Raw genomic sequence first — 20,771 nt, 5'->3', positions numbered from 1 at the left:
GACTGCCGCACCCCCTCGAATTCCTGCCACTCCCGAGGCACACTGGCAGCATGCTGAAGAACGTGGCCGCCATCCTCATGGAGGGCGTGCATCCTTTCGAACTGGGCGTCGTCTGCGAGGTCTTCGGCCTCGACCGCAGCGACGAGGGCCTGCCGGTGTACGACTTCGCGGTCGCGTCGGCGGAGGGCCCGACCCTGCGGACGCACGCGGGCTTCACCGTCTCCACGGAGCACGGCCTGGACCGGCTGGAAGAGGCCGACCTGGTGGTCGTACCGGCGGGCGACAGCTATGTGCACCGGATCTACCCGGCCGAGCTGCTGGACGCGCTCCGCCGGGCCGCCGACCGGGGCGCCCGGGTGCTGAGCGTGTGCTCGGGCGTCTTCGTGCTCGGCGCGGCCGGACTGCTGGACGGCCGGCCCTGCACGGTCCACTGGCGGCACGCCGAGGAGCTGGCCCGGCAGTATCCGCGCGCGGTGGTCGAGCCGGACATGCTGTACGTGGACGCGGACCCGGTGATCACCTCGGCGGGCACGGCGGCCGGTATCGACGCCTGTCTGCACATCGTCCGCAAGGAGCAGGGGCCGGAGGTGGCGAACAGGATCGCCCGGCGCATGGTGGTACCACCGCACCGCGACGGCGGCCAGGCCCAGTTCATCGAGCGGCCGCTGCCGCGCTCACAGTGCGACACGGTCGGCGAGGTGCTCGTGTGGATGGAGCGGCATCTCGACGAGGAGGTCACCGTCGAACAGCTCGCCGCCCGCGCGCACATGTCCCCGCGCACCTTCGCGCGCCGCTTCCAGCAGGAGACCGGGACCACCCCGTACCGCTGGATCCTGCGCCAACGGGTGCTGCTGGCCCAGCGGTTGCTGGAGGCGACGGACGAGACGGTGGACGCCATCGCCTGGCGCACCGGCTTCGGCACCGCCGCCGCCCTGCGTCATCAGTTCGTCCGGTCCCTGGGCACGACGCCGCAGGCCTACCGCCGCACGTTCCGAGGCCCGGAGGCCGCCTGAGGGCGACGCCGGACCGGCTCAGTCGTTGGCGACCACGGGGTAGCGGGGCTCGTTCTCGGCCATCTGCCGCAGCGCGTCCTTGCGGTCACGCTTGGAGAGCCGGTCGATGTAGAGGTAGCCGTACAGGTGGTCGGTCTCGTGCTGCAGGCAGCGCGCGAAGTAGCCGGTGCCGCGCACCTTGATCGGGTTGCCCTTCTCGTCCTGCCCGGTGACCTCGGCGTAGTCGGGGCGGGCGAGCGGCATGTACGCCGTCGGCACGGACAGGCAGCCCTCGTTGCTGTCGTCCAACCGGCGCTTCTCGGCGGGCAGTTCGACCAGCTTCGGGTTGCAGACGACACCGGTGTGGCGCTTGCCCTCGTCGTCCGGGCAGTCGTACACGAACACCTTCAGATCGACGCCGACCTGGTTCGCGGCCAGGCCCACGCCCTCCGCCGTGCGCTGGCTGGCGAACATGTCGTCCACCAGCTTGGCCAGCTCGTCGCCGAACTCCGTGACGTCCTTGCACTCCTTGTGCAGCACCGGGTTCCCGACCACGGTGATCGGCAACGACGTGCCGCGCTCGCGGTAGGCCTGCTCGCGCTCCTCGCAGTCCTCCGTGTCGATGACGAACCCCTCGTCATCGACGGGGAGCACGCCCACGTGCTGCTGATCGGTGTCCTGCTGGGCCATGACAGACGTACGCCTTCCTCAAAACAACAAGCGATGAAGTTGCTGATACAGGGTACGGGGACCGCGCCCCGTCAGGGGCGCGGGGAACCGCGCGAGCAACCACCCCGAGCCCGCGGCCGAGAGCCGGACCACACGCCCCCTAGCAAACCTCTTCCAGATCCCGCCAGTCACGAGAATCCGGACTGTCGGCGACCCACCCGTCCAGCAACCCCCGCACCAGCGAGGCCGGCGCGGCGATGCCGCACTCCCGCTCCGGCGCCCACAACTGCCCGTCCGTCACGTGCTGCAACGGCCCGGGATGCCCCGGCTCGCTGTGATCGTGCGGGTCGAGATGCTCCCCGTCCCCCTCGTCGGACGGCATACGCGACTCCGAGCACAGCCGGCACAGCAAGCGCACCGAGGACGACCAGTCCTCCGCCGCGAACCCCGCGTCCGCCGCGAGCCGCTCCAGCGCGTCCCGGTCCGCCTCGGTCGCGGCCTCCAGCAGCACCACCCAGGTCGGGACGGGGGACGGCGCCCACAACTCGATCTCGTCGAACACCGGATACGCGTGCCCCGCAGCCGTGGTCCGCTCCCCGTGCGGCACCCCGTCGTGCAGGACGACCTCGCCCCAGCGCCGCCCGGAGGACGGCAGCGGGATGGAGAGCACCTCGATGCGGGCGGGGTCGAGCCGCCGCCCCCACACGACCTCGGCCTCACCCTCGGGCGAGAGCCGTACGGCCGCGCTGCCGAGGTCCATGCCCACCGGCTCCCCGGAGTCTCCGGGTCCGCTTCCGGGTTTCGGCCGGGACGCGCCCCCGGGCACCCGCAGCCCGTACGCCTGCCAGGCCCGGCGGGCCAGCGGCCAGTCCTGGAGGGCCGTGGCGGCGATGCCCACGTTCCACCAGTCGGGCGCGCCGGTCTCGCGGTCGAGCAGCGCGACGGCCCGCAGACCGGCCGCTCTCGCCTGTTCCCAGTCGTGCCGGAACTTGTGGAGCAGGGCCAGGTTGAACCAGGACTCGGACAGCCACGGCTCCAGGTCCGCGGCACGTGTCAGCAGCGCCCCCGCGTCCTCGTACCGACCGTCGCCGATCAGCGTGAACGCACGATCGGTGGCCTGCCGCCAAGAGGCGGAGGGCCGATGCCGTCCCTTGCCGAAGATCCTCACGATTCCCGCCTGCCAGTTACGGTTCCCGCCTGCCAGTTCCGTCGGAGTGGGCTGGCCGTCGCCCCCGGTACACCCTCTCCCTCGCATCCAACCACGACCGGATGGAGAGGCGCTCATTACCCATGGGTTACCCCACCGCGGGCAAGGTCAGACAGTCTCTCGACAGTACCCGCGCGAGCGACTCCACCACCTCCGGGTGATAGTCCCGAGCCGTGCCCAGCCGTAGTTCCTCCAGCGCCCTGAGCGTTCCTTCGGGCCCTGCTTCCCTGACCTTCTCCTCGTATGCGTTCACAGTCCGCACGATTCGCGCGCCGACCGGCTGTTCACGGTACGGATCCGCCTGCCGCTCCACCAGCACAGCGACGTCGGCGTCCACTCCGGTCTGCCGTACGACGGCGCCGCCCAGCAGCGCGATACGGCGCTGCTCGGCCACCGGGAGCCCGGCGGTGGCCCCGGCGGGGACGGGGTCGACGAGGCTGAGCTGCCCGATGTCGTGCATCAGGGCCGCGTACTCGACGACGGTCAGCTGGGATTCGCGGAGCCCCAGCTCACGGCCCACCTCGCGGCTCAACAGGGCCACCCTCCGGGCATGCCCGGCCGGGGTGTGGCCGGCGATCTCCGTGGCGCGGGCGAGCGAGGCGATGGTCTGCCGGTAGGTGGTCCGGACGAGGGCGTATCGCCGGAACGACAGCTGGGTGAGGAGCAGCGGCAGCGAGAAGACCGGCAGCGCCCACAGTCCGGCGACACCGACCGCGAGGGCCATGACGGCTCCCGTCGCGCACACCGCCGACCCTATTCCGGCCAGCGCCCGCAGCTCGTCCCCGAGGAGCGGGCCGAACGGCCACCGGGTCCGTGCGTGCGCCATGGCCGCCGCCAGCACCGCGTCGCACAGCGCGGTCAGGACGAGCAGCGCGACGAGCAGCAGGGCGTACGAGGGGCCGCTCCACTCCGTCGGCAGGCCCCGGTGGCGCAGCGATTGGAAGCAGAGGGCGGCGAAGGCGACGGTGAGGACGCGTCGGGTGAGGTGATCGACGGTCGAACCGCGCCCCTTGGCCACATGCGGCACACATCCCAGCAGCGCGGCCCCGACGACGACGGCGACGACCTGGAGCACCCCGTGCCCCGTCGGCACCCCGCCGTTCTCCCCCAGCAGCGCGTAGGCCAGCGCCCCGGCCGCGCCGAGCGGTGCCACGTCACGCCCTTCCGCCCCACGCCACCGCGACAGCTCCCCCACGCTCACGAGCACCCCGAACGGCGACGGGGCGGGCCCGGCGGTAGGAGCGGGTGGAGGTCATGGCGCCGAAGGCGACCGCGACGATCCGGGCGAACTCGGGGATCTGCCCGCCGACCAGCCCGTAGGGGTTGCCAACTGCTCGCCGAGGAGCGTACGCGAAGGCGTTTAGCTCGATCGTGTGATGGTCGGCTTGCGGGCTTGCGGCGTCCTGGGCCGTTCAGGCTACGGTGACCGTGCGATCTGGGACGCCGGGTGTGGTGTCAGCGTGCGGGGCCCCTGCTCCACCGGAGAGATGGTTCAGGGCCTCCTCGTCGCCTCTGGCTGCACCCATATGGCCAGGTCGTGAGGGAACTGGCCTCCCGGGATCGGACCACGTACAGGATGCGTGTCGCTGCCCCGGGGTCGAGTACGCCGGGGACCAGCTCGCCCAAGACCGTTCGGGGCGCGCGGCTGAGTAGGCTCACTCCTACGCAGTCCACAGGAACGGTACCCGCTGCCGTCCAGCCGCTCGTGGTGGTGCAGCACCGCCGCCCGGGCCTCCCCGAGGAAGGAGATCCCGCGCACCATCTCGTGGCCGTACTCGGGATGCAGTTCGACGACCCGTCGCTCCTCGGGCGTCAGCGGCCCGTCCTTGCGCAGCAGCCGCGTGGGCACCCCCAGCTTCCCCACGTCGTGCAGGATCCCGGCGAAGCGGAGGGCCTCGGCCCGTTCGTCGTCCATGCCCAGTTCCCGCGCGATCAGCAGGGACGCCTGCCCGACCCGCTCGCTGTGCCCGCGCGTGTACCCGTCCTTGATGTCGACGGCCTGGACGAGCGCGCGGATCGTCGCCCGGTGCGCCGCCCGCTCCCGGTGGTACTGCGCGAACACCCAGCAGGACACGTACATCGGCAGCAGCACGAGCAGCGCGGCGACGGGCCCGTGCGGGCTGCGCCACAGCACGGCCATCATCAGCCCGGCGAGCCCGTGCACGATGACGGGCGCCAGCGACCGCCAGAAGAGCCCGCGCCAGGCGGCACGTGCGGGCACCCGTTCGGCGAGCGCCAGGATCCCGCCGTCGAGCAGCGTGAGCACCGCGCAGAACACCACCGCCGCGGCCCCGGCGGGCAGCAGCGCGTACGGGAAGTCGGGGCCGGCGACCGCGTCCCGGCCGCCGAGCGCCGCGTGCGCGTGCGCCGCGGCCCACACCGCGAGCATCAGCCGGCCCGCCCGCCAGATCCGCCGCAGCCCTCGCGGCCGCTGCTCGACCCGGGAGACCAACGCGCCCGGCACCGCCACGAGCGCGGCGGCGGGCACCGGCAGCAGAAAGGCCCCGGCGAGGAGGACGGGGAAGAAGGTGCCCATGCCCTGGGGCGCGCGGTGGCCCATGAAGGGGCAGCGGGTGATCTGCTCGCACGCGGCGTACAGCCCGGCGAGCAGGGCCACCGCACCCCACGGGACGTGGCTGCCCGGCAGGGCCGCGAGACAGGCCAGGGCGCCGAGGACGACACAGGCGACGTACACACGTGCCCCTGTCGGCACCGACCCCATGGCACCCTCCCGAGTTCAGGCTCCGGAGCCTAGGACGGGCCGGAACGGGAGGGGACGGCTACGGACGAATCCATCGCGCCACGACGGCCGGATTAACCCCTTCGAGTGAAGTGACACTCTCGGGTCGACCCGGCCCGAGCGGGGAACCGTCGGAGCCTCGACCGACCCACAGAGCCTCCCTCAGCCCCGGGGGCGACGGCCTGTGCCGTCACCGAGCCTCCCCGTCAGTGCGCCACATCCGCCGCGAGCACCTTGTTGAGCTGCTCCACGGTCGCCGGGGACTCACGTTGGAAGGCGGCGAGGTCGAGGCCGTCGTCGCCCATGACCGTCAACAGCGTGCGCTCGCCCACGGCGACGACGATGACGTGCCCCGCACCGCACCGGACGACGACCTCGCGGAGTGCTCCGGCCCCGGACTGGTCGGCCATGCGACGGCTGACGCCGAGGGTGGCCGCGGCGAGGGCGGCGACGGACTCGGGGTGGACCTTGTCGACGTCGGCGACGACGAGGAGCCCGTCCACGGTGGACAGGACGCTCTCGGCGACGCCCATCACCCTGTCACGCAGCGAGGCCAGGATCCCGGTCAGCGATTCGGTCGATGCGTGTGCGGTCATGGGCACGTGCTCCTTGGTCCATACGTCTGCGGTGGGTGTGCGGTCCGAGCGGCAGGGGGTGCCTGCGGGACGTCCCGACGCCCGCTACTCGGGCAGGTGCCGGTCGGACTCGGGGAGAGCCCGCAGCCCGCGGCGGACACGCCGCAGCATTTCGACGGAGGGTTGGTCGGCGAGCAGTTCCTCGGCCGACAGCAGGGACATGGGCGGGAACGGGGACGGCACGGGCGGGTTGTCCGACGTGTCGTCACCGGCGTCTGCGGGAGGACGCGACGCGCCCCGCACGGGTAACGGTGGCGGCTTCGCGGCGACCTCACCGGGCTCGGCGCGCGACGGCCGTTCCACGGCCGGGGCATCGTTCTCGGCGAGCGGTGCCGATCCGTCCGCCGTCCCCCCGGACGGTGGCGCTTCGGCGGATGTGCCGTCACCGGGCTCGGTGGACGGCGGTCGGGCGGTGTTCGTGGGGACGGGCGCGGCGGACGGCGGTCGGGCGGTGTTCGTGGGGACGGGCGCGGCGGACGGCGGGGCTTCGGCGGGCGGGACCGGGTGGTCGTCCGCGGGCGCTCTGGGCCCCGGACGCCGTCGGAGGCGGGCGACCTTGCTGCGTATACGGCGTTTGCGGGCCGGGTCCTTGTGGGGGCTCACTACCCGCCCTTCGCTCCGAGGTCTCCGGTGGGAGAGCCTCCACCGGGCCTGCGTCTCGGCAGGGGACCGGCTCTCGGTGACGGTTCGTCCGGTGCCGGCTGCCCCTGGGGGACGCGGGGCGCCGTGCTGGGCCGGCTGTCGGGGGCCGGCCTGGTCTCCCAGTGGACGGCCCGGCGCGCTTCCAGCCGGACGAGGTCCAGCATCACCGCGTACAGGCCGCGCCCCCGGGCGAAGGCGATGTCCCGTGGGGTACGGCGGCCGTTGGCGCTCTCGACGACGTCCCGGTGACGTCGGGTCAGCCGCCCGTCGGACTCCGGGGTGTCACGATCGCCGACCGGTCGGGGCCGGACCCGGGCCAGTTCGCCCGCGGGACCCCAGAGCCGGGTCAGCAGCGCCATGCGGCGGGTGGTCTCCTCGGCCAGCGGTCGCGGCTCGACTCCCGGCCGGGCCAGCAGGGTGGGCCGGCGTTCGGTCAGTTCCCAGCCGCCGGGCGGGCTGAGCGCCATCGCGAAGGCCCCGTCGAACACGGCCGCCGTGCAGACGACCTCCAGTTCGGCGGCGCCGATCAGTCCGGCGCCGATCAGGTGCGGAGCGAGCCGGTCCGCGTCGGGTTCCGCCGCGCAGGCCGCCAGCCAGGCGTCGTCGTCGATCCGGCCGGAGGCGAGCAGCGTGGACGTCGCGGTCGGCGCGCCCGGTGTCTCGATCGCGCCGATCAGCCCGTCCCGCAGGTGAATCGTGCCACCGGGGGACCCGGAGACCCGTACCGTGCCGGTGTAGCCCTCCTGGTGCAGTGCCTGCAGCAGGGCGGGGACGTTGCGTGCCGAGGGAGTCTTCACGCCAGCACCTCGCGTGCCCGGTCGCCGAGGCTGCGCAGGGCCAGCGCCACGTTAGCCCGGTCACGGTCGAGCCCGGCCGCGAGCAGCAGCGGGTCACCGGCCGACCGGTCCACCGAGAGCAGCACATGATGGCGTCGTCTGCTGGTCATGACCACGCTCTCCAACTCGCCCTCGGCCCCGGCCGCGCCGAGCCGATCGGAGATGAGCGTGGCGAGATCCGAGCCCTCCGCCCCGGTCCCCGCCTGGGCGGCGTCGCCGGCGACGGCGTAGGTGAGGCCCGTGACCGCGTCGATCAGGGCGAGGCCGGTGACGCCGGGAGAGTCGAGAAGCCGGTCCAGGGAGGCCTGGAGCGCGGGCTTCCTTTCCTCAAGTCCCCCCATTCGCCCTCCACGTTGACGCGCCGCACAGTACTTTGAACGCCAACTTCCGTAACACACAGAAAAGTTGATGTTTGTGACCGGTGGGTCACTCGCGTCGATCGTAGTTGGCCGGACAGTGACCGGTCAGCAGCACTGAGGAATTGGGGCAGCGAATGAACATCGAGACGGCGCTCAAGGAAGCCATGGCCCTCGACGGCGCGGTCGGTGTCGCGCTCGTCGACTACGAGAGCGGTATGTCACTCGGCACCCTCGGTGGCGGGCAGCACCTCGACCTCGAACTCGCGGCGGCCGGCAACACCGAGGTGGTGCGCTCCAAGATGCGCACCCTGGCCTCGCTGGACATGGACGACGTGATCGAGGACATCCTGATCACCCTGGGCCGGCAGTACCACCTGATCCGCCCGCTGAGCAGCAGCAAGGGATCGCTCTTCCTCTACCTGGCGCTGGACCGCTCGCGCAGCAACCTGGCGCTCGCGCGGCACGGCCTGAAGCGCATCGAGAACGGCCTGGAGGTCTGAGCCCGTTCCACCCCGTTCCACCACCGCGCGCCGCACATGACTGAGCCCGTTCCGAGGGCGGCCGGACGGCCACTGCCGGAACGGGCTCAGAAGAAGGTTCAGCTCTCCTGCGGTGTGACCGGCGAGGCCGTCACATCATGCTCGGGAACGGTCTGTCCCGATCGGATCAGATCGATCCTGCCCATCACCTTGGCGCGCAGATCCGTGGGCACGTCGTCCTGCCCGCAGCACCGCTTCACCAGCTTCTTGACGGCCTGTTCGAGCCCGTACTTCTCCAGACAGGGCGAGCACTCCTCGAAGTGGTGCTCGAACTTGGTGCAGTCGGAGTCGGGCATCTCCCGGTCGAGGAACTCGTAGAGATGATCGAGGATCTCGCTGCAATCCGTCTCATGCGGCTCTCCGCAGCTCATGAGCCCGAGCCTTTCGCTTCGTTCGACTCCCCGGCCCCGGCCGGAACCAGCCCACGGTCACGGGCGTAGTCCTCGAGCATGCCGCGCAGTTGACGGCGACCCCGGTGCAGCCGGGACATCACCGTGCCGATGGGTGTCCCCATGATGTCGGCGATCTCCTTGTACGCAAAGCCCTCGACATCGGCGAGATAGACCGCGATGCGGAACTCCTCGGGGATCGCCTGCAGCGCCGCCTTCACGTCCGAGTCGGGCAGGTGGTCGAGCGCCTGCGACTCGGCGGAGCGCAGCCCGGTCGACATGTGCGACTCGGCGCGCGCCAGCTGCCAGTCCTCGATCTCCTCGGCCGCGCTGCGCTGGGGTTCGCGCTGCTTCTTGCGGTACGAGTTGATGAAGGTGTTCGTGAGGATGCGGTACAGCCAGGCCTTCAGGTTGGTGCCCTCACGGAACTGGTGGAAGGACGCGTACGCCTTCGCGTACGTCTCCTGCACCAGGTCCTCGGCATCGGCCGGGTTGCGCGTCATGCGCAGCGCGGCCGAGTACATCTGGTCGAGGAATTCCAGAGCGTCCCGCTCGAACCGGGCGCTGCGCTCCGCGGCGGTCTCGGTGCCCTCGGGCTGCTCCGCCTGGCCCCGTTCGGTCCCTGCGTCGGTCCCAGTGACCGGACCCACCTCCTCCAGCGTCTGTGCGATACCGAAACCGGTACCACCAGAATCGGAGGATAGACGACGATCCATGCCCGCCGCCGCCCGAACAGGGCCGCTCTTGGCCGCGTGCAGCACCGTCCAGTCCAGGTCAGCGCGGCTGCTGCGGCTCGGGCAATAGGTCGAACCCATGCGGCGGACTTCCTCTCCTACGGCGGTCAGCACGGTCTTTCGCGCTGTCTGATCCGCACAACCAAGGCCCGTCGCTCCGCATTCCCGGACACCGCCGGACGGGTCAGCGAAGTGACGCGATCCACTCCACGACACCGTCGGTGATCACGGTCAGCGCCTCGTCCTGCCCGAGGGGCGCCCGCTTCGGCACGGCGAACCCGTGATCGCCGTAGGGCACCTCCACGAGCCCGTACGTCCCCTCCGGGAACTCCTCCGGCCTCCCGAACGGATCGTTGCCGCCCTGGACGACGAGGGTGGGCACCCCGGCCCCGAGCAGTTCGTCGGCCCGGGACTTGTCCGGCTTCCCCGGCGGATGCAACGGGAAGCTCAGCGCCAGCACGGCCGCCGCGCCCAGCTCCGCCGCCGTACGACAGGCGACCCGGGCACCGGCGCTGCGGCCGCCCGCGATCACCGGCGGTCCCGGCTTCGCCAGCGCGGGCCACAGGCCCCGCCAGCCCACGTCCAGCGTCTTCGGCGCGGGCGCGAGCTTCTTCCCGGCCACCCGCCACGGCTGCTCCACCAGGGCGACGGTCACACCGTGCGCAGAAAGCACGGCGGCGAGGGCCCGCAGATCACGGGCCTCGATGCCGCCGCCGGCCCCATGGCTGACGGCGAGGACGAATTCCGGCGCCTCGGCCTCGTACCAGCTGACGCGGCCCGTGCCGGCCTCGGTGTCGATCTCTTCCGTCGCTGCTGCCTCGATCTCGGTCACGTCAGAAGAGTGTGCCCTCCTCGGGCCCCTCCAGCTCCTTCAGCAGCTCCGGACCGTTGTTGCGGACGTTGCTGACGGCCGTGGTGACGGGGTAGGCGCGCATCAGCCCGGCGGGCGGCGGTGCGAGCAGCCCGCGCAGGTCGTCGAGGTCCGTACGCGCCGGATCGAGCCAGCTGTCCCAGCGGTCCGGCGTCAGCATCAGCGGCATCCGGGGATGGATCTCGGCCAAGGCGTGCGGGCCGTCCTCCGGCGCGACCGCCAGCGGGGTGGTCTCGGCCTCCGTCGTGATCACCGAGCAGGTCGCCCACCAGGCTCCCGGATGGTCGTCCGGCAGCGTCCGGTCCCGCCAGAACTCGTACAGCCCGGCCATCGCGAAGACGGAGCCGTCGGCCGGGAGCACGAAGTAGGGCTGCTTGCGCGGCCGCTTCTTCTTCCCCTCGACCTCCAGCTCCCGCTCCCCCGTGCCGGTGACCCACTCGAAATAGCCGTCGGCGGGCAGGATGCACCGCCGGGTGGCGAAGGCACGGCGGTACGACGGCTTCTCGTGCACGGTCTCCGCGCGGGCGTTGATCATCCGCGCCGCGCCCTCGGGGTTCTTGGACCAGGAGGGGACCAGCCCCCACTTCAGCTTCCGCAGCTGGCGAACCGGCCGCTTGTCGTCGGCGTCCTTCAAAGGACGGTCGAGGACCGCGTAGACCTCCTTGGTGGGAGCCACGTTGTAATCCGGCTCAAGGGTTTCCTCCGGCTCCCACTTCTCGATCTCAAAGATTCCTGCGAGATCCTCGGGCCCACGACTCGACGCATACCGTCCGCACATAAGTGCCACACTGCCAGGCCCACCCGTCACCCGACCACCGCCCCCAACGACGGCGCTCCGCGCCGGCCCTGTGGATCGCCACCCCGAGGAGCCACCGCAGAACATGGAAAGCACCGCAGCCACCTCGCTGGCCAGCCTGTGGGACGAAGTCTTCGGCACCCAGCCCGACCCCGACCTGTGGGTCGTCATAGCCACCGCGGTCGCCGCGCTCGCCGCGATCGTCCCGCACGGCGTCTGGCGGCTCTCGCGCAACGCCATCACCATCGCGCACGAGGGCGGGCACGGACTGATCGCGCTGCTCACCGGCCGCACCCTCACCGGCATCCGACTGCACTCCGACACCAGCGGCCTCACGGTCAGCCGCGGCAAGCCCACCGGCATCGGCATGATCCTCACCGCCGCCGCCGGCTACACGGCTCCCCCGCTGCTCGGCCTCGGCGGCGCCGCCCTCCTCGGCTCCGGCCGCATCACTCTGCTCCTCTGGCTCGCCACGATCCTGCTGATCGCCATGCTGGTCATGATCCGCAACGCCTACGGCGCCCTGACGGTCCTCGTCACCGGCGGCACCTTCGTCGTCGTCTCCTGGCTGGCGGGCCCCCAGGTCCAGGCCGCCTTCGCCTACGCGGTCGTCTGGTTCCTGCTGCTGGGGGGCGTCCGCCCGGCCTTCGAACTCCAGGCGAAGCGCCGCCGAGGAGGCGCCGGCGACTCCGACGCCGACCAGCTCTCCCGGCTGACCCACCTCCCGGCGACGGTCTGGCTGGTGATGTTCCACGTGGTGTCGCTGTGCGCGTTGATGGGCGGTGGCCGCTGGCTGCTGAACCTCTGAGCACCTGGGAGCCGAGGTCGGGGCGTTCCCAGGAGGCGCCGGGGAACCGCGCGAGAACCCCCGCCGGACCGCCGCCGCCCACGGCGATCACGAGGCACCCCCGCGGGCGAACCCCTACTAAAGTGGCCGCATGGCCCTGAACGCACAGCCCGCCCTCTGGCCCGCCCCCACCGCGAGCGGAGCCGTCGACGCGACGGTCCACGTCCCGGGGTCCAAATCGGTCACCAACCGCGCCCTCGTCCTCGCCGCCCTCGCGAGCGAGCCGGGCTGGCTGCGCCGCCCCCTCCGCTCCCGCGACACCCTCCTGATGGCGGGCGCCCTGCGCGCGATGGGCGTCGGCATCGAGGAGACCGTCTCCTCCAGCTCCGCCGCCACGGACGCCTCCGCCGGCTCCGGCGAGGCCTGGCGCGTCCTGCCCACCGGGCTGCACGGCCCGGCCACGGTCGACGTCGGCAACGCGGGCACGGTCATGCGCTTCCTCCCCCCGGTGGCGGCGCTGGCTGACGGCCCCGTCCGCTTCGACGGCGACCCCCGCTCCTACGAGCGCCCCCTGAACGGCGTGATCGACGCCCTGCGCGTCCTCGGCGCCCGCATCGACGACGACGGCCGGGGGGCGCTCCCCCTGACCGTCCACGGCGGCGGCGCCCTGGACGGCGGCCCGGTGGCGATCGACGCGTCCTCGTCCTCGCAGTTCGTGAGCGCCCTTCTGCTCTCGGCCCCCCGCTTCAACCAGGGCGTCGAGGTCCGCCACACGGGTGCGACCCTGCCCTCGCTCCCCCACATCCGGATGACCGTGGACATGCTGCGCTCGGTGGGCGCGCAGGTGGACACCCCGGAGTCGGGGGGCGAGCCGAACGTCTGGCGGGTCACACCGGGCGCTCTGCTGGGCCGCGACCTGACGATCGAGCCGGACCTCTCCAACGCGCAGCCGTTCCTGGCGGCGGCCCTGGTGACCGGCGGCAAGGTCGTCGTCCCCGACTGGCCCGCGCGCACCACGCAGCCCGGTGACCAGCTCCGCGAGATCTTCACGGAGATGGGCGGCATCTGCGAACTGACCGAGTACGGACTGGTGTTCACCGGTTCAGGCGCGATCCACGGCATCGACGTGGACCTGAGCGAGGTGGGCGAACTGACCCCGGGCATCGCGGCGGTCGCCGCCCTCGCCGACTCCCCCTCCACACTGCGCGGCGTCGCCCACCTCCGCCTCCACGAGACGGACCGCCTGGCCGCGCTCACCAAGGAGATCAACGAACTCGGCGGTGACGTCACCGAGACCGCCGACGGCCTCCACATCCGCCCGCGCCCGCTGCACGGCGGCGTCTTCCACACCTACGACGACCACCGCATGGCCACCGCCGGTGCGATCATCGGCCTGGCCGTGGAGGGTGTGCGGATCGAGAACGTGGCGACGACGGCCAAGACGCTGCCGGACTTCCCCGACATGTGGGCCGGGATGCTGGGGAAGAACTGACGGGCGGACCGGGATCATGCGCCGTTACGGCAAGCACACCGACGAGGACGACATCCGCAGCCGCCCGAACCGCAAGGGCAACCGTCCCCGTACGCACATCCGCCCGAAGCACGAGGACGCCGCCGAGGGCATGGTCCTCACCGTCGACCGCGGCCGGCTGACCTGTCTGGTCGAGGACCGTGTGGTGATGGCGATGAAGGCCCGTGAACTGGGCCGGAAGGCGGCCGTCGTCGGCGACACCGTGGCCCTCGTGGGCGACCTCTCCGGCAAGAAGGACACCCTCGCGCGGATCGTCCGCATCGCCGACCGTACGTCGGTGCTGCGCCGCACCGCCGACGACGACGACCCGTACGAACGCGTCGTCGTCGCCAACGCCGACCAACTCGCCATCGTCACCGCCCTCGCCGACCCCGAACCCCGCCCCCGCCTGATCGACCGCTGCCTCGTTGCGGCCTACGACGGCGGCCTGGAGCCCCTCCTCGTCCTCACGAAGTCGGACCTGGCCTCCGCCGACAAGCTCCTGGAGCTCTACGGCGACATCGACATCCCGTACGTCGTGACGAGCCGCGAGGAGCTGGAGACGGGAGGCGCCGCCGACCGCGTCCGCGCACACCTGGCCGGCAAGGTCACGGCGTTCGTGGGCCACTCGGGCGTCGGCAAGACGACCTTGGTGAACGCCCTGGTCCCCGAGGACCGCCGCCGCACGACGGGCCATGTCAACGCGGTGACGGGCCGGGGCAGGCACACCACGACCTCCGCGCTCGCCCTCCCCCTCGCGGACTCGGACGGCGGCTGGGTCGTGGACACCCCCGGCGTGCGCTCCTTCGGCCTCGCGCACATCGATCCGTCCCGGGTGATCAACGCCTTCCCGGACCTGGTCCCGGGCACGGAGGGCTGCCCCCGCGCGTGCGGCCACGACGAGCAGGACTGCGCCCTGGACCAGTGGGTGGCGGACGGGCACGCGGACCCGGCCCGGCTCTACTCCCTGCGCAGGCTCCTCGCGACACGCGAACGGCGGGAAGGCGACTGACCTCCGCACTGACCTCCGCGTTGTTTGCGCCCCCGCCCACCCGGTAAGTGCATAATCGCACCGAGTCGGACCCAGACCAGACGAGATCAGCCGAGAACAGACGAAGCGGTCACGGAACGTGGGACACGGGAGGACGAGACATGGCGTGGCTGCTGGTGGTCGTGGCGGGGCTTCTGGAGACCGGATTCGCCGTCTGTCTGAAACTCTCGCACGGCTTCACCAGACTCTGGCCCACGGTCGCCTTCTGCGTCTTCGCCCTCGGCAGCTTCGGCCTGCTGACCCTCTCCCTGAAGAAGCTCGACGTCGGCCCCGCCTACGCCGTCTGGACGGGCATCGGCGCGGCCGGCACCGCGATCTACGGGATGATCTTCCTCGGCGACATCGTGTCGACCTTGAAGATCGTCTCGATCACCCTGGTGATCGTGGGCGTCGTGGGACTCCAACTGTCGGGCTCGGCCCACTAGTTCGGTCCGCGTGTCGCTTCCGGCGCGGCGGCTAGCCGAGGGTCCGGCTGAGCTGACGGGGCAGCGCCGTCCGTACGAGATCCGTGACCCCGCCCTCGGCCGGGGGCGCCGCCACGCACGAGAGGGCGAGCCGTACCGCGAGTTCGCAGGAGCGGGCGAGTTCCGCCGTGTCCGACTTGGGGGTGCCGGGCGCGGACAGCACGGCCACGGCCCGCTCGCGCACCAGGGCCACGAAGTCGGCGGGCGCGGGCAGCGGTCCGTCCGCGCGGCGCTGTGCGGGCACCGCGGAGGAGGAGCGCACGGCGGCGAGCGGCGGTGCCGGCAGACGCTCGCTCCAGCAGCCGGTGAGCATGGCGCGAATCAGCGCGTTGTTGCGGGAGGCCGCCACGGTCCACTCGGCGGTCGCGGCCAACCGGTCCCGGGAGTCCACGGGGGTGGCCAGCGCCCGCTCGACGCCCGCCAGATAGCCGTCCGCTTCCCTGCGGACCAGGGCTCTGGCGAGCCCGTCCTTGCTGCCGAACTCGTTGTACAGCGTCTGACGTGACACTCCGGCCACCGCCGCCACGTCCACCATGCGCACGGCGGACCACGGCCGACGCACCAACGCCTTGTAAGCGGCGTCCAACAAGTTTTCCCGCGCTGCAGGCATCATCGCCTCCCTAAAAGCGAGCGGGCGGCTCTGGCCCTCAGATTTGACGCGCATCAGGTCACTGTCAAGGGTTCACGGCGCTCCCCAGGGGCGCACACCGGCCAACGTGCGCGGCCCCTCGCCGGGCACGTGGTGACAGCCCCAACTCGTGTGCCCAGCACCACGATCCCCATACGTACCGCCCGGCGCGGCTGGGGGCGTCCGTACCGTCGCCCCGCCCCTCCACCCGGCCTGCGGCGCCCTGGGCACCCCGCCTACCCCCGGCCCCCTATGGCAACGCACCGACCTCGGCGGATACCGTTCGCCACATGGCCGATTACCTCGACGACCTCCGCCTCGCCCACGTCCTCGCGGACGCCGCCGACGCGACCACCATGTCCCGCTTCAAGGCCCTGGACCTGAAGGTCGAGACGAAGCCCGACATGACCCCGGTGAGCGAGGCCGACAGGGCCGCCGAGGAACTCATCCGCGGTCAACTCCAGCGCGCCCGCCCCCGGGACGCCATCCTCGGCGAGGAGTACGGAGTCGAGGGCACCGGCCCCCGCCGCTGGGTCGTCGACCCCATCGACGGCACCAAGAACTACGTCCGGGGCGTCCCCGTCTGGGCCACCCTGATCTCCCTCATGGAGGCGGCGGAGGGCGGCTATCAGCCCGTCGTCGGCGTGGTCTCCGCCCCCGCGCTCGGCCGCCGCTGGTGGGCCGCGAAGGGCCACGGCGCCTTCACCGGCCGCAGCCTCAGCTCGGCCTCCCGCCTGCACGTCTCCCGCGTCGCCGATCTGTCGGACGCCTCCTTCGCGTACTCCTCCCTCAGTGGCTGGGAGGAGCGCGGGCACCTGGGCGGCTTCCTGGACCTGACCCGCGAGGTGTGGCGCACCCGCGCGTACGGCGATTTCTGGCCGTACATGATGGTCGCCGAGGGCTCCGTGGACATCTGCGCCGAACCCGAGCTGTCCCTCTGGGACATGGCCGCCAACGCGATCATCGTCACGGAGGCGGGCGGCAGCTTCACCGGCCTCGACGGCCGCCCCGGCCCGCACAGCGGCAACGCGGCAGCCTCGAACGGCCTGCTCCACGACGAGCTCCTGGGCTATCTGAGCCAGCGCTACTGAGCCCTGGAGTGATCCGGAGCGCCCCGAACTGACCACGCACGCCCTCTTGTTGACCTCCGCTTTGCCTGCCACATTGAGAGTCCCCCCACTTGTGAACTTGTGAATCCTTGAACAATCGGTTCAGCGGATTCCCTAGGAGGTGGCTGAACTCCATGCTCGTCCGCGACGCCATGAGCACAGTGGTCCTCACCATCGGCCCCGATCACACCCTCCGCCAGGCCGCCGCCCTGATGGCGGCTCGCCGGATCGGCGCGGCCGTGGTCCTCGACCCGGACGCCGGCGGACTCGGCATCCTGACCGAACGAGACGTCCTCATCTCCGTCGGCCTGGGCCAGAGCCCCGACGCCGAGCGCGCCCACGCCCACACCACCACCGACGTCGTGTTCGCCACGCCGTCCTGGACCCTGGAGGAGGCGGCCCGCGCCATGGCGCACGGGGGCTTCCGCCATCTGATCGTCCTCGAGCAGGGCGCCCCCATCGGCATCGTCTCGGTCCGCGACATCATCCGCTGCTGGGCACCCGCCCGACAGCACGCACCGGCATAGTCCACGGCCCCGGACGCACGACCGGGCCGGGAGTCTCCCCGGAGACCCCGGCCCGCCCCCACGGCAGCGGCGAGCCACCTTGGACACAATCCAAGTCAAGTCACGATCCAAAGTCACACCCGTTCGGAATCTGTTTCCGCCTGCTGTTACGCTGACCGGTATGAGTGACCTTCTGGAGCGGCTGCGCGGACGCGGATGGCGTATGACCGCGCAGCGGCGCGTCGTGGCCGAGGTCCTCGACGGCGAACACGTCCATCTGACGGCCGACGAGGTGCACGCACGCGCTGTCGCCAAGCTGCCCGAGATCTCCCGGGCGACCGTCTACAACACCCTGGGTGAGCTGGTCTCCCTCGGTGAGGTGCTGGAGGTCGCCACGGACCGGCGCGCCAAGCGGTACGACCCGAACGCGCACCGTCCGCACCACCACCTGGTCTGCGCCCGGTGCGGCACGATCCGCGACGTCCACCCGACCGGCAACCCGCTGGCCGACCTCCCCACCTCCGAGCGCTTCGGCTTCACCGTCTCGGACGTGGAGGTCACCTACCGGGGCGTCTGCCCGACCTGCACCAAGGCGTAGCCCCACCACCGCACGACGAAGCCCCCGGCTGTACGACGCCGGGGGCTCTTCTGCACGCGTGCACGAAAACACCGATGGCCCGGAACCCAACTGGTTCCGAGCCATCGGCCTTCAGTAGCGGGGACAGGATTTGAACCTGCGACCTCTGGGTTATGAGCCCAGCGAGCTACCGAGCTGCTCCACCCCGCGTCGATGAACAGAACACTACGTCACCCCGACCGACCAGAGCAAATCCATTACCCCGGCCCTCTGACCAGCACCGCTGCCCATCCACAGCCTGCGGGCAGTCGTGCCGCGGGGCGGCACGGGTGGGCGCAGCGGCACCCCGCAAGCGCGGGCGAGCGAAACCCCGCCTGCCCGGCACCCACCCCCGGGCACCCTCGCAGCCCCGGGCCCACGCACCCACTCCGACGTCACACGCCCTACGCCGACAGCTCGTCCCGCAACGCGTCCCGCAACCGCGCCGCCCGCTCGGCCACCTCCGCCGGCCCGAGCGCCACGGCCCGGTCGGCCCACCGCTTCCCCTCCACCAGCTCGCCCCGACGCGCGTAGACGAGGGCGAGCCGCAACGCCGCCCGCCCATGCCCCGCGTCGGCGGCACGAGCCCACCACACCGCGGCCTCCGGCTCGCTGCCCTCCCGAGCCAGCAGCAGCCCCAGATTGAACGCCCCGTTCCGCGACCCGGACTCCGCCGCGACCCGGTACCACCGCGCGGCCTCGACCACGTCACCCCGCCCGGCCGCGAGCATGCCGACCCGCACCTGCGCCCGCCGGTGCCCCTGCGACGCGGCCCGCTCGTACCACTCCTCGCACTCGTTCTTCTCCCGCACCGGCTCCCCCAGCTCATGCGCGGGCGCGGGCGGACGGCGCGCGTCGAGCACGGCGGCCAGCCGGTACGCGGCCTCCGCGCTGCCCCCGCCGGCGGCGCACCGCAGATGCCGCTCGGCGGCCCGCTCGTCGCCGTCCCGCAGCCGCGCTATGGCGACCTGGAGCGCCGCCTCGGTGTGCCCGGCGGCAGCCGCCCGCTCGTACCAGACCAGCGCCGTCGCGTCGTCGCCCCGCCCGGCGAACAGGATGCCCAGGTTGAAGGCGGCGTCGACGCTCCCGGCCTCCGCGGCCTTGGAGAACCACGGCTCCGCACCGGACGCGTCGCCGACCTGGAGCAGCAGGATGGCCAGCGCGTTCGCCGCCTCCCGGTGCCCGGCGTACGCGGCGCGCCGGTACCACTGCTCGGCCTGCGCGGTCCGCCCCTGCTCGGCGCAGAGCAGCCCGAGGTTGTACGCGCCGTTGACGTCCCCGGCGTCCATCGCGGCCCGGTACCAGCGCTCGGCGGTCTGCGTCTCGCCGCGCTCGGCGTGCAGCGCGCCCAGCGCGTTCGCCGCGTTGCCGTCGCCGTCCTGGGCGGCCCGCAGCCACCACACGGCCGCGCTCTCCGTGTCGCCCGCGTCCCGCAGGAGGAACCCGAGCGCGCACGCGGCGCGCGGCTCGCCGTCCTTGGCGGAGGTCAGGTACCAGCGGCCGGCCTCCTTGAGCTCCCCGCGTCGCTCCAGGATCGCCCCGAGGTGCAGCGCGGCCCGCCGGTGCCCGCGCGCGGCGGCCTGCCGGTACCACTGCTCGGCCTCTTCGGCGGCACCCGCCCCGACACCGTTGTCAGCACCACGCTCCCCCGCGCCCACGGCGGAGACGTTGTCCCGCACGGCAGAGCGCCCGTCACGCGCGACGGCCCGCCCGTCCCGCACGGGAGCTCGGCCCTCGCGGCCGCCGCTCCCGATCTCGAGCGCTGCGCGCGCGATCCTCCGCCCCTCGCGCACGGCGACGCGCTCCTCCTGCTCCGCGCGCTGGTCGAGCGTCCGTGCGAGCCGGTACGCGGCCTCGCGGTGCCCGCGCTCGGCGGCCACTCTCATCCACCGCTCGGCGGCGGCGTCGCTGCGGTGCTCCAGCAGGTCCGCGAGGGCGTACGCGCCCAGGGCGTGCCCCTGCTCGGCGGACTGGCGCAGCCAGTACTCGGCGGCCGGCTCGTCCCCGCGCTCGCGGTGGTGCCGGCCGAGCGCGTGCGCGGCCGCGGCGGAACCGGCGACGGCCGCGACCCGCCACCAGCCGGCGGCCTCGTCGGCGTACCCACGCTGGTGCAGCAGGACACCCAGGTTGTTGGCGGCCGCGCGGTCCCCGGCCGCGGTGGCAGCCCGCAGACAGGGCTCGGCTCCGTCGAGGTCGCCGCGGCGCAGCAGCATGGCGCCGAGCACGCTCATCGCCTCGGTGTCGCCGGCCTCTGCGGCGAGCCGCTGACGCGCCTCCTCGACGGCGTCCGCCGTCTCGTCCTCGTCCGCCGCGCGCACGGACTCGACCGACGAGGCGGACTCGGCGGGCACCACGAAGTCGGCAGGCAGCGCAATGTCGGCAGGCTGCGCAAACCGCCCTGTCTCCAACAGAGTTGCCTTGTCCCCCATAACGTCCATCGTCGCACCACCTGCAACCTGGGTACACCTGGTATACCGCAGCCATTGAGGTCACTACAGCGTTTTGTCGACATGCCCACAGAGCGACAAGTCAAACACAGATGTGTCGACCCTCCCAGGCAACACGTCGAAGGCCCGGATCCTTTGGAGGATCCGGGCCTTCAACTTCAGTAGCGGGGACAGGATTTGAACCTGCGACCTCTGGGTTATGAGCCCAGCGAGCTACCGAGCTGCTCCACCCCGCGCCGTTGCG

General features: G+C 72.2%; 22 protein-coding genes, 2 tRNA genes and 1 pseudogene. 9 read left to right on the top strand and 16 right to left on the bottom strand.

Going from position 1 to position 20,771, the window contains the following annotated elements; all coding sequences use genetic code 11:
- Positions 1 to 50 precede the first annotated feature (50 nt).
- Complete coding sequence (locus L3078_RS30620) at positions 51 to 1,013, top strand: GlxA family transcriptional regulator (RefSeq protein ID WP_239757154.1); 963 nt, start codon at positions 51 to 53, stop codon at positions 1,011 to 1,013.
- Positions 1,014 to 1,031: 18 nt separating this feature from the next.
- On the opposite strand, the gene def is transcribed toward L3078_RS30620, so the two are convergent.
- From def to L3078_RS30580, 8 genes and pseudogenes are all read right to left on the bottom strand, one after another.
- On the bottom strand, positions 1,032 to 1,682 hold the full coding sequence (def, locus tag L3078_RS30615; protein ID WP_239757153.1) for a peptide deformylase: 651 nt from the start codon (positions 1,680 to 1,682) through the stop codon (positions 1,032 to 1,034).
- Between the two features lie 139 nt (positions 1,683 to 1,821).
- Positions 1,822 to 2,829 (bottom strand): tetratricopeptide repeat protein, encoded by a 1,008-nt coding sequence (locus L3078_RS30610; protein ID WP_239757151.1) that lies wholly within the window; start codon positions 2,827 to 2,829, stop codon positions 1,822 to 1,824.
- A gap of 127 nt (positions 2,830 to 2,956) precedes the next feature.
- A pseudogene (locus L3078_RS30605) lies at positions 2,957 to 4,081 on the bottom strand (HD-GYP domain-containing protein); the annotation flags it as partial.
- Between the two features lie 279 nt (positions 4,082 to 4,360).
- On the bottom strand, positions 4,361 to 5,590 hold the full coding sequence (locus L3078_RS30600) for an HD-GYP domain-containing protein (RefSeq protein ID WP_239757149.1): 1,230 nt from the start codon (positions 5,588 to 5,590) through the stop codon (positions 4,361 to 4,363).
- 224 nt (positions 5,591 to 5,814) lie between these two features.
- The gene (locus L3078_RS30595; RefSeq protein WP_239757147.1) at positions 5,815 to 6,204 is read right to left on the bottom strand and encodes a roadblock/LC7 domain-containing protein; all 390 of its coding nucleotides are present in this window, start codon (positions 6,202 to 6,204) and stop codon (positions 5,815 to 5,817) included.
- Positions 6,205 to 6,288: 84 nt separating this feature from the next.
- Positions 6,289 to 6,846, bottom strand: coding sequence for a hypothetical protein (locus tag L3078_RS30590; protein WP_239757146.1), 558 nt, complete (start codon positions 6,844 to 6,846; stop codon positions 6,289 to 6,291).
- On the bottom strand, positions 6,846 to 7,682 hold the full coding sequence (locus L3078_RS30585) for a hypothetical protein (RefSeq protein WP_239757144.1): 837 nt from the start codon (positions 7,680 to 7,682) through the stop codon (positions 6,846 to 6,848). The genes L3078_RS30590 and L3078_RS30585 overlap by 1 nt, the downstream gene beginning before the upstream one ends.
- Positions 7,679 to 8,020, bottom strand: coding sequence for a hypothetical protein (locus L3078_RS30580; RefSeq protein WP_239760524.1), 342 nt, complete (start codon positions 8,018 to 8,020; stop codon positions 7,679 to 7,681). Before L3078_RS30580 ends, L3078_RS30585 begins: the two co-directional genes overlap by 4 nt.
- Before the next feature lie 194 nt (positions 8,021 to 8,214).
- Here L3078_RS30580 and L3078_RS30575 point away from each other — a divergent pair, with 194 nt between their 5' ends.
- A complete protein-coding gene (locus tag L3078_RS30575) occupies positions 8,215 to 8,580 on the top strand; it encodes a hypothetical protein (protein ID WP_239757142.1) in 366 nt (121 codons plus the stop codon).
- Positions 8,581 to 8,678: 98 nt separating this feature from the next.
- Here the strand turns inward: L3078_RS30575 and rsrA are convergent, their stop codons facing one another.
- The 4 genes from rsrA to L3078_RS30555 all read right to left on the bottom strand — a co-directional run bounded on the left by rsrA (position 8,679) and on the right by L3078_RS30555 (position 11,391).
- On the bottom strand, positions 8,679 to 8,990 hold the full coding sequence (gene rsrA, locus L3078_RS30570; protein WP_033525449.1) for a mycothiol system anti-sigma-R factor: 312 nt from the start codon (positions 8,988 to 8,990) through the stop codon (positions 8,679 to 8,681).
- Complete coding sequence (sigR, locus tag L3078_RS30565) at positions 8,987 to 9,658, bottom strand: RNA polymerase sigma factor SigR (protein ID WP_045559042.1); 672 nt, start codon at positions 9,656 to 9,658, stop codon at positions 8,987 to 8,989. Before sigR ends, rsrA begins: the two co-directional genes overlap by 4 nt.
- A 268-nt stretch (positions 9,659 to 9,926) precedes the next feature.
- Positions 9,927 to 10,574 (bottom strand): alpha/beta hydrolase family protein, encoded by a 648-nt coding sequence (locus tag L3078_RS30560; RefSeq protein WP_239757139.1) that lies wholly within the window; start codon positions 10,572 to 10,574, stop codon positions 9,927 to 9,929.
- Position 10,575: 1 nt separating this feature from the next.
- A complete protein-coding gene (locus L3078_RS30555; protein ID WP_239757137.1) occupies positions 10,576 to 11,391 on the bottom strand; it encodes an SOS response-associated peptidase in 816 nt (271 codons plus the stop codon).
- Between the two features lie 103 nt (positions 11,392 to 11,494).
- On the opposite strand from L3078_RS30555, the gene L3078_RS30550 reads away from it, so the two are divergent.
- The 4 genes from L3078_RS30550 to L3078_RS30535 all read left to right on the top strand — a co-directional run bounded on the left by L3078_RS30550 (position 11,495) and on the right by L3078_RS30535 (position 15,182).
- Positions 11,495 to 12,217 (top strand): M50 family metallopeptidase, encoded by a 723-nt coding sequence (locus tag L3078_RS30550; RefSeq protein ID WP_239757135.1) that lies wholly within the window; start codon positions 11,495 to 11,497, stop codon positions 12,215 to 12,217.
- 130 nt (positions 12,218 to 12,347) lie between these two features.
- Positions 12,348 to 13,688 carry a 3-phosphoshikimate 1-carboxyvinyltransferase gene (aroA, locus tag L3078_RS30545; protein WP_239757133.1) on the top strand — a complete coding sequence of 447 codons (1,341 nt, stop codon included), beginning with the start codon at positions 12,348 to 12,350 and terminating at the stop codon, positions 13,686 to 13,688.
- Between the two features lie 16 nt (positions 13,689 to 13,704).
- Positions 13,705 to 14,718: a ribosome small subunit-dependent GTPase A gene (gene rsgA / locus L3078_RS30540; RefSeq protein ID WP_239757132.1), complete on the top strand. Its 1,014-nt coding sequence runs from the start codon at positions 13,705 to 13,707 to the stop codon at positions 14,716 to 14,718.
- Between the two features lie 140 nt (positions 14,719 to 14,858).
- Positions 14,859 to 15,182: a DMT family transporter gene (locus tag L3078_RS30535; RefSeq protein WP_239757131.1), complete on the top strand. Its 324-nt coding sequence runs from the start codon at positions 14,859 to 14,861 to the stop codon at positions 15,180 to 15,182.
- Positions 15,183 to 15,213: 31 nt separating this feature from the next.
- On the opposite strand, the gene L3078_RS30530 is transcribed toward L3078_RS30535, so the two are convergent.
- Positions 15,214 to 15,831: a TetR/AcrR family transcriptional regulator gene (locus L3078_RS30530; protein WP_239760523.1), complete on the bottom strand. Its 618-nt coding sequence runs from the start codon at positions 15,829 to 15,831 to the stop codon at positions 15,214 to 15,216.
- 308 nt (positions 15,832 to 16,139) lie between these two features.
- Between L3078_RS30530 and hisN the strand changes: the two genes are divergently transcribed.
- The 3 genes from hisN to L3078_RS30515 all read left to right on the top strand — a co-directional run bounded on the left by hisN (position 16,140) and on the right by L3078_RS30515 (position 18,062).
- Entirely contained in the window at positions 16,140 to 16,940 is an 801-nt protein-coding gene (gene hisN, locus L3078_RS30525; protein WP_239757130.1) for a histidinol-phosphatase, read from the top strand.
- 152 nt (positions 16,941 to 17,092) lie between these two features.
- Positions 17,093 to 17,485, top strand: coding sequence for a CBS domain-containing protein (locus L3078_RS30520; RefSeq protein WP_239757128.1), 393 nt, complete (start codon positions 17,093 to 17,095; stop codon positions 17,483 to 17,485).
- A gap of 160 nt (positions 17,486 to 17,645) precedes the next feature.
- A complete protein-coding gene (locus L3078_RS30515; protein WP_239757127.1) occupies positions 17,646 to 18,062 on the top strand; it encodes a Fur family transcriptional regulator in 417 nt (138 codons plus the stop codon).
- Positions 18,063 to 18,177: 115 nt separating this feature from the next.
- Here the strand turns inward: L3078_RS30515 and L3078_RS30510 are convergent.
- From L3078_RS30510 to L3078_RS30500, 3 genes are all read right to left on the bottom strand, one after another.
- Positions 18,178 to 18,251: transfer RNA gene (locus L3078_RS30510), tRNA-Met, on the bottom strand.
- A 233-nt stretch (positions 18,252 to 18,484) separates the two neighbouring features.
- Positions 18,485 to 20,518 (bottom strand): tetratricopeptide repeat protein, encoded by a 2,034-nt coding sequence (locus L3078_RS30505; protein ID WP_239757126.1) that lies wholly within the window; start codon positions 20,516 to 20,518, stop codon positions 18,485 to 18,487.
- 171 nt (positions 20,519 to 20,689) lie between these two features.
- Positions 20,690 to 20,763: transfer RNA gene (locus L3078_RS30500), tRNA-Met, on the bottom strand.
- Between the last annotated feature and the right edge of the window lie 8 nt (positions 20,764 to 20,771).

The sequence above is a fragment of the Streptomyces deccanensis genome (assembly GCF_022385335.1).
In the GTDB taxonomy this organism is placed as follows: domain Bacteria; phylum Actinomycetota; class Actinomycetes; order Streptomycetales; family Streptomycetaceae; genus Streptomyces; species Streptomyces deccanensis.
Note: the sequence above shows the minus strand (reverse complement) of the source record. Positions and strands in the feature narration are given on the sequence as shown.

What these genes read in the sequence shown, in the direction of transcription:
- L3078_RS30505 (WP_239757126.1), bottom strand. Translation starts at nt 20,518, where the DNA reads ATGGACGTTATGGGGGACAAGGCAACTCTGTTGGAGACAGGGCGGTTT.
- rsrA (WP_033525449.1), bottom strand. Translation starts at nt 8,990, where the DNA reads ATGAGCTGCGGAGAGCCGCATGAGACGGATTGCAGCGAGATCCTCGAT.
- L3078_RS30550 (WP_239757135.1), top strand. Translation starts at nt 11,495, where the DNA reads ATGGAAAGCACCGCAGCCACCTCGCTGGCCAGCCTGTGGGACGAAGTC.
- L3078_RS30600 (WP_239757149.1), bottom strand. Translation starts at nt 5,590, where the DNA reads ATGGGGTCGGTGCCGACAGGGGCACGTGTGTACGTCGCCTGTGTCGTC.
- rsgA (WP_239757132.1), top strand. Translation starts at nt 13,705, where the DNA reads ATGCGCCGTTACGGCAAGCACACCGACGAGGACGACATCCGCAGCCGC.
- def (WP_239757153.1), bottom strand. Translation starts at nt 1,682, where the DNA reads ATGGCCCAGCAGGACACCGATCAGCAGCACGTGGGCGTGCTCCCCGTC.
- L3078_RS30555 (WP_239757137.1), bottom strand. Translation starts at nt 11,391, where the DNA reads ATGTGCGGACGGTATGCGTCGAGTCGTGGGCCCGAGGATCTCGCAGGA.
- L3078_RS30595 (WP_239757147.1), bottom strand. Translation starts at nt 6,204, where the DNA reads ATGACCGCACACGCATCGACCGAATCGCTGACCGGGATCCTGGCCTCG.
- L3078_RS30520 (WP_239757128.1), top strand. Translation starts at nt 17,093, where the DNA reads ATGCTCGTCCGCGACGCCATGAGCACAGTGGTCCTCACCATCGGCCCC.
- L3078_RS30530 (WP_239760523.1), bottom strand. Translation starts at nt 15,831, where the DNA reads ATGCCTGCAGCGCGGGAAAACTTGTTGGACGCCGCTTACAAGGCGTTG.
- L3078_RS30535 (WP_239757131.1), top strand. Translation starts at nt 14,859, where the DNA reads ATGGCGTGGCTGCTGGTGGTCGTGGCGGGGCTTCTGGAGACCGGATTC.
- hisN (WP_239757130.1), top strand. Translation starts at nt 16,140, where the DNA reads ATGGCCGATTACCTCGACGACCTCCGCCTCGCCCACGTCCTCGCGGAC.
- aroA (WP_239757133.1), top strand. Translation starts at nt 12,348, where the DNA reads ATGGCCCTGAACGCACAGCCCGCCCTCTGGCCCGCCCCCACCGCGAGC.
- L3078_RS30515 (WP_239757127.1), top strand. Translation starts at nt 17,646, where the DNA reads ATGAGTGACCTTCTGGAGCGGCTGCGCGGACGCGGATGGCGTATGACC.
- L3078_RS30620 (WP_239757154.1), top strand. Translation starts at nt 51, where the DNA reads ATGCTGAAGAACGTGGCCGCCATCCTCATGGAGGGCGTGCATCCTTTC.
- L3078_RS30575 (WP_239757142.1), top strand. Translation starts at nt 8,215, where the DNA reads ATGAACATCGAGACGGCGCTCAAGGAAGCCATGGCCCTCGACGGCGCG.